Here is a 6,324-nt window from a genome sequence, read left to right on the forward strand (position 1 = left end):
ATAATACAACACGAATTCACTCACATTGTGAATATGAATCTCCACAAAATTTTGAAAAACAATATTTGAAACATAAACATTAAAAAAACAGATATTTAAGTTGTCTTAAATCTTGACATAGTACCAGCTTTTGATGATCCCTATGCCAAAGTAAAAGGTTCTTTTGCCTTGGTGAGCATAAAAAAACAAAGAAACACAAAGTCTCTTTGTTAGTTATCATCTGTAATGTAATCACAGATGTTCTTCGATGCAGGAGTTCTTCTTGTAGCCTTTCTCTTTGGCTTTACAAGCTCCTCATTTAGAATGGCGATCACCTGTTTAGCTACTTCATGTGGTTTCAGACGATGATTGACATCTTCTTCTAAAACCATTCGAGTTGCTCTGCCGATTGAGTCAGAGTCAAACTCTACATAGATTTCACGGACCAAGTCGATGACCTTTGTCATCATCTTGCTCTCATAAACCATGTTGCTGATGTTGGATTCAGGCATTTGATATTTGTTCTTCTCTTCCTCAGCAATCGTAAGAATACGTTCATCTTCAAGTTCTTCAGTTCTTGCTTGATTAACAATGTCGATAGCGCCTTTCAACTGTTTGAAATGCTTGTTGTTAACACGTACAATGAACTTCTTGTCGATGGTCTCGATCTTCCCTTTGGACTTGCTGTTGTTAAAACATATGTAAATAGTACAATAGGTACCTTTACGAAAAGAGATGCTATGGAAAATTGCCCGAGTTTAGGCAGTTCTTCTGTGGAATCGGCACTAAAAAAATTAGTTGAAGATGGTACTATTATTCGTAAAGGTATAGGCCGCGCATCGCATTATATTAGAAAAGATGCAATTGAATAATTATTATATACTAAAAATATATGACGAATCTTTTCTTATATTCAGTGTGCATGAACAGACAATAATGGGATTAACTGAATTTGAAATATAGTATGTAGTGTTATTGAAATTTAAAATCATAATAAAATAGCTAGAAGTTTGTGCTTCTAGCTATTTTCATCGTCCTTTACATACTCCAATATATCACCAGGTTGACAATTTAATACTTCACAAATAGCTGCTAAAGTAGAGAAGCGAATCGCAGAAATCTTACCTGTTTTCATTTTTGATAAGTTGACATTGCTGACGCCAACTTTTTCAGACAACTCTTTTAAACTCATTTTTCGATCGGCCATGACACGATCTAATCGCAATATGATCTTACCCATAATTACAATGTCTCATCACTCAATTGTTGTAGTTCTTGTCCATATCTAAATATATAAGATAACAAATAGATTAGAGCTGCAAAAACGAGGAAGCTTAAGTGAAGACGAATACCAAAATTGATTTGTGTAACATATTTAGTGTTGAAAAGTAGATCAAAGTTGATGATTTGTTTAAAGTACATAACTCGACATACTTCAAGAATATTAAAGACAATACCCCCTGCAAGAATATACTTGGCAAGTTTTTTTATGTGGTTAGAAACACGAACATCAAATGGAGTATGATCCATCGCAATCGTACAAATGGATTCAATTGTTTGTACAGCTTTATATATAATAAATACAAATATAGCGGTGATTAAGAAAATCAATGGTAACCACATGGACATTTTATCTTTATTTAATGCCAAATCATCATTAAAAATCAATTGAAGATAGTCAATTCTTATACTTCCAAATAGCGTATTATATACATCCTTGTTGAAGGCATAAAATAAGCTTAGTCCAATTAACAACACAACAGAAATTAAACAAACCCATCGAACGATTTTTAAAATAAAGCACATTTTCTTTAATAAATCTTTAGACTTATCATTCATGATATTACCTCCTAACATTAAATATTTAATGTTTATCGTTAATTTAATTATATATTACATAAATAATAAGTCAATATGATTTACTTTAAAACGCCAATTTTTTCTAAAAATAGTTTGCCTGCAAAAGATAATTCACGATCCTTTCAAATCAAGAATACATTTGAAATATACATGCCTGGATCATTGATAGGGCGAATAACCATATTCATGGTATGTTTTGTATCCGCAACAGAAAAAGTGTTTTCATGAAACTAAGCGTTACGTTTACGAAAATATCTTGTTTCTAGTTTTTTAAACTAAGCGTTACGTTTAGAAAAATAATCTGTTATCGTAATCTTAAACTAAGCGTTACGTTTACGAAAAAGATTTGTTTTCACTTCATGAAACTAAGAACTTCCAAAGTTTACTTCGTTTGTTTGTGAAAGCATAAAAAAACAAAGAAACATTGAGTCTCTTTGTTCTTAGGCGTTCGAGATGTAATCACAGATATTCTTAGATGCAGGTGCTTTCGATGAAGGTCTTCTCTTTTTACAACTTGGACAAACCATCCTCACGGAAACCTCCAAAACACTCCCAATAGTTAAATAGAAGGCATAAAAAAAAGCGGGTAAATTGATGAGGTTTACCCGTTACTAGTTTTGTCTATACATCGACAAACTGGAATTTGAATAACACAATTTTATAGCCTCTTAGCAGAGGTTATAGTCTATCAATAAAATCCTCCAAAAGCCTTGAAAATAAAGTATTTATCGCAATGTGTTCGCCTTATCCCTTTATATGATTGCACACAAGTTTACTCTCTCCCTGACTGCTTATAAGGGCAAAATTAAGGGAAAGAAAATCCCATAACAAGATATAACAGAGTGTGGCAATCGGAGAACTGTGACATATGTGCGAATATATTATAGTGGAGGATTTTTTAATGAACAAGTATATTTATGATGAAAGCAATGGTCTTTGGTATGAACTGCAAAGAGATTATTGTATCCCTTGCCTGACCTTACCAGCCGAAAAAGAAAAGAAACCTATCGGTTTATGGGGCAGCGACACAAACGATGTTTACAGGAACATAAGAGGGCGTTTTACGCCACGCTACTCACAAGTGGCAAGTTGAATGCTTATCTTGCGGATGTCGATAAACGGGCGGAGGAACGCTTTGAAAGGATTGTAGAACAGATGAAGCAGGCACAGGGTATCACGGAACGCCTAAAGGCGAAAAATGCCTTAGAATGGGTTGGACAGATGAATAACAATCGGGCTTGTGCTATGGAGATTGTGGAGAGGGAAATTATATTCGCATAAGTAGACAAGGCGGCAGGGAGTAAATTCTCTGTCGCTTATTTTTACTAAATTTTCGTTACGAAACATGACAAAAATCTCTCCTTTTATTATAATTTATGTTATATAACAATAATTATAAAAGGCAGAGAGGTGAAAAATATGCCACCAAAGGTGAAAATTACAAAAGAGATGATTATAGATGCAGCATTTGAGATAGCACGAAGTGAGGGAGCAGAAAATATCAATGCACGAACTGTATCAAAAAAATTAGGCTGTTCCACTCAACCTGTTATGTATCATTTTAAAACAATAGAGCAATTGAAAAAAACTGTATATGTTAAGGCAGATGAGTATCATTCCGAATATATAGCTAATATTCAGAGTGAAAATCCGATGAAAGATATTGGACTGAATTATATACGCTTTGCTGAAACAGAAAAAAATTTGTTTCGGTTTCTATTTCAAACAAATGAGTTTATAGGAAAAAATATTTCTGAGTTGATAAATTCTGAAGAATTACAGCCTATTATAGCTATACTGAGTAAAGAAGTAGAGGCCAATACAGAATAGGCGAAAACCATTTTCCGTTCATTATTCCTGATTGCACACGGATATGCAAGTATGTTTGCAAATAACGAAATGACCTATGACGAACAGACGATTATATCTGATTAAGACTTGGTATTTGACGGAACAGTTTATTCATTGAAAGGAGGATTATAATGTATCGTTTATATAAGAAAAATGAATTAAATTTCTCATTGGTTTGGATTATTTCCTATGTTGTTTTGTTTAGTGTTGCTGACAGCTTTTCTGCTTCGCTTGGCACTGAAAAAATAATAGCTGCACCCGTTTCTATAGTTTTTACATTGCTTCTTTTAGTTTTTGTGAGTAAACACAACTTAAAAGAAAAATACGGTCTGTGTTCTTTTAATGGAAGCCTTAGAAATTTCTTATATTTTACTCCGCTACTTCTAATTATGAGTATTAACCTATGGAATGGCGTTACGATGAAGCTGTCTGTTTTAGAAACTGTGTTATATATTTTAAGTATGCTCTGCGTTGGATTCATTGAAGAAATTATTTTTCGTGGATTTCTGTTCAAAGCATTATACAATGACAATGTAAAGTTGGCGATTGTTATCTCAAGTGTTACTTTTGGAATTGGACATATTGTAAACTTACTGAACGGAAAAGATTTAATACCTACACTCTTACAAGTTTGTTATGCAATCGCAATAGGTTTTCTTTTTACAATTATTTTTTACAAAGGAAAGAGCCTTTTACCGTGTATTATTGCACATAGTTTTGTAAATTCTTCGAGCGTTTTTGCTGTTGAAAATTCTTTAATGAAGTTTCATGTTATTTCAAGTGCAGTATTATGTATTATTAGCTTAAGTTACGCACTGTGGATATTGAAAAAAACAAAACAATTTGATGAATATGAAAATAGTGATAGGCGGTGATGATATTATATGCCAACTATTATTTCAGAATGGATATATCGCCCTGTATGCGGCAATAAAACCCGTACTATGATACGGGAAGATACGGAATTAAAAAACTTTCCTCTCTACTGTCCGAAATGTAAGCGGGAAACAATTGCAATGTTTGATGGATGCAACTCTATTAATAATTTAGATCTATCAAAATGGAATACTCAAAATGTATATAATGTTTCTTGGATGTTTTCAGTGACATTTAAACTCACCAATTTAAAAGGCATTGAAAACTGTCTATGTTCAAAGTGATTATATTGGTAGCAATTCTACAGATACGCTTATTAACTGTACTTCTCTAGTCGGAGGAGCTGGTACAAAATACGATCCAACATACATAGATTCAACCGCAGCACGCATAGATGGCGGACCTAGTAATCCAGGTTATTTCACATCAATCTCTGATAAGCCTCTTGAAACCCAACAAACAAACGAATCAGATATGAGTGAGACAACAGGTAATGAAGTAAGAAGCGTAGAAACACATGTAAAAGAACTTGATGAGTTGGAATCAGACTCAAAACAAAACGAAACAGAATCTCAGTAATGAGGTTCTTTTTTTATACCTTCTCGACAGCCTCTTTCAATAGACCTGAAATTGCACACTATTAAAAGTAATGTTTTGATCGAGTTGTCCCCATTTGAGATGATTATGAAAACGCCGTGAGAGAAAACGAGAAAATACCACATAAATAATTGGTAAACGAACACTCCTACAACAACGTTCTTGAAAAAGCCTCTAGAATCTTTGGAACTTCTTAGTTTAAGGAAAACGTGTCAAATCACTGTTTCACTTTTCTAAACGTAATTCTTAGTTTAACCGTTTTAGTGCCAAATCACTGTATGAGTTTTCTAAAAGAAATTGTTAGTTTAAGGGAAATGCGTTCATTTCACTGAATCAGTTTTATAAAAGTAACGCTTAGTTTAAGGGAAACGAGCAAACAGACATAAAAAAAGACCAACAATGGAAGTCGTTAGTTTTGGGGAGACATCTTTGTTTTCATGAAACTAACAGCTTCTCTAAGAAACTAACAACTTCTTTTAATAAATTATCTTGTTTCTTCATTATGAAACTAAGAACTTCCAAAGTTTGCTTCGTTTGTTTGTGAATGCACAAAAAAACAAAGAAACATAAAGTCTCTTTGTTCTTAGGTATTCAAATGGATTTTATCAGTTCGACAAACTGGAATTTGTCTCCAAGTTTAATGTAATTTATCTGCCTCATCTAAACATGATAATTTAAAATATATCGGATAATGGTCTGACACATTATCCTCATTTCTTTCTATCTTAACAATTTTGCATTGATACTTTTTTTTTTAGTTCACTACTATCCTTAATTAATACATGGTCAATTGGCGTTTCATACATAAAGCCGTTAGGAAAAACCATTCGTCTTGTCTTTTGCCCGTTACATATATCCGTATATTCCAATATCAGTTTCCTATAATTATTTCTATAATCTTTAAACTTACTATCCTCGCATCTTTTCTTATAATCTCCCGCATTAAAATCTCCTAACATAATATCAGGGAATCCACTTTTCTGTAACCACTTAAGTAATTCATTCGCATTATGTAGATGAACACCAATAATAGACAAGTGGTACTATGTCAAGATTTAAGACAACTTAAATATCTGTTTTTTTAATGTTTATGTTTCAAATATTGTTTTTCAAAATTTTGTGGAGATTCATATTCACAATGTGAGTGAATTCGTGTTGTAT

The 6,324-nt window shown here is 32.8% G+C and carries 9 protein-coding genes; 6 read left to right on the top strand and 3 right to left on the bottom strand.

Annotation, left to right across the window (positions count from 1 at the left end):
* Positions 1-209: 209 nt before the first annotated feature.
* From FYJ55_RS10030 to FYJ55_RS10045, 3 genes are all read right to left on the bottom strand, one after another.
* Positions 210-590, bottom strand: coding sequence for a hypothetical protein (locus FYJ55_RS10030; protein WP_154556708.1), 381 nt, complete (start codon positions 588-590; stop codon positions 210-212).
* 407 nt (positions 591-997) lie between these two features.
* A complete protein-coding gene (locus FYJ55_RS10040) occupies positions 998-1,219 on the bottom strand; it encodes a helix-turn-helix domain-containing protein (protein WP_154556710.1) in 222 nt (73 codons plus the stop codon).
* Between the two features lie 2 nt (positions 1,220-1,221).
* Complete coding sequence (locus FYJ55_RS10045) at positions 1,222-1,818, bottom strand: DUF2975 domain-containing protein (RefSeq protein WP_195836725.1); 597 nt, start codon at positions 1,816-1,818, stop codon at positions 1,222-1,224.
* A 922-nt stretch (positions 1,819-2,740) separates the two neighbouring features.
* Between FYJ55_RS10045 and FYJ55_RS11570 the strand changes: the two genes are divergently transcribed.
* The 6 genes from FYJ55_RS11570 to FYJ55_RS10070 all read left to right on the top strand — a co-directional run bounded on the left by FYJ55_RS11570 (position 2,741) and on the right by FYJ55_RS10070 (position 5,145).
* A complete protein-coding gene (locus FYJ55_RS11570; protein WP_441689505.1) occupies positions 2,741-2,932 on the top strand; it encodes a hypothetical protein in 192 nt (63 codons plus the stop codon).
* Complete coding sequence (locus FYJ55_RS10050; protein ID WP_441689503.1) at positions 2,854-3,120, top strand: TnpV protein; 267 nt, start codon at positions 2,854-2,856, stop codon at positions 3,118-3,120. Before FYJ55_RS11570 ends, FYJ55_RS10050 begins: the two co-directional genes overlap by 79 nt.
* A 138-nt stretch (positions 3,121-3,258) precedes the next feature.
* Positions 3,259-3,669 (top strand): TetR/AcrR family transcriptional regulator, encoded by a 411-nt coding sequence (locus tag FYJ55_RS10055; protein WP_229771157.1) that lies wholly within the window; start codon positions 3,259-3,261, stop codon positions 3,667-3,669.
* A gap of 152 nt (positions 3,670-3,821) precedes the next feature.
* A complete protein-coding gene (locus tag FYJ55_RS10060) occupies positions 3,822-4,565 on the top strand; it encodes a CPBP family intramembrane glutamic endopeptidase (RefSeq protein WP_154556712.1) in 744 nt (247 codons plus the stop codon).
* 9 nt (positions 4,566-4,574) lie between these two features.
* A complete protein-coding gene (locus FYJ55_RS11575) occupies positions 4,575-4,850 on the top strand; it encodes a cysteine-rich KTR domain-containing protein (RefSeq protein WP_154556713.1) in 276 nt (91 codons plus the stop codon).
* Positions 4,825-5,145 carry a hypothetical protein gene (locus FYJ55_RS10070; RefSeq protein ID WP_154556714.1) on the top strand — a complete coding sequence of 107 codons (321 nt, stop codon included), beginning with the start codon at positions 4,825-4,827 and terminating at the stop codon, positions 5,143-5,145. The genes FYJ55_RS11575 and FYJ55_RS10070 overlap by 26 nt, the downstream gene beginning before the upstream one ends.
* The last annotated feature ends 1,179 nt before the right edge of the window (positions 5,146-6,324 follow it).

Source organism: Holdemanella porci, from assembly GCF_009696075.1.
GTDB classification, from domain to species: Bacteria; Bacillota_I; Bacilli_A; order Erysipelotrichales; family Erysipelotrichaceae; genus Holdemanella; species Holdemanella porci.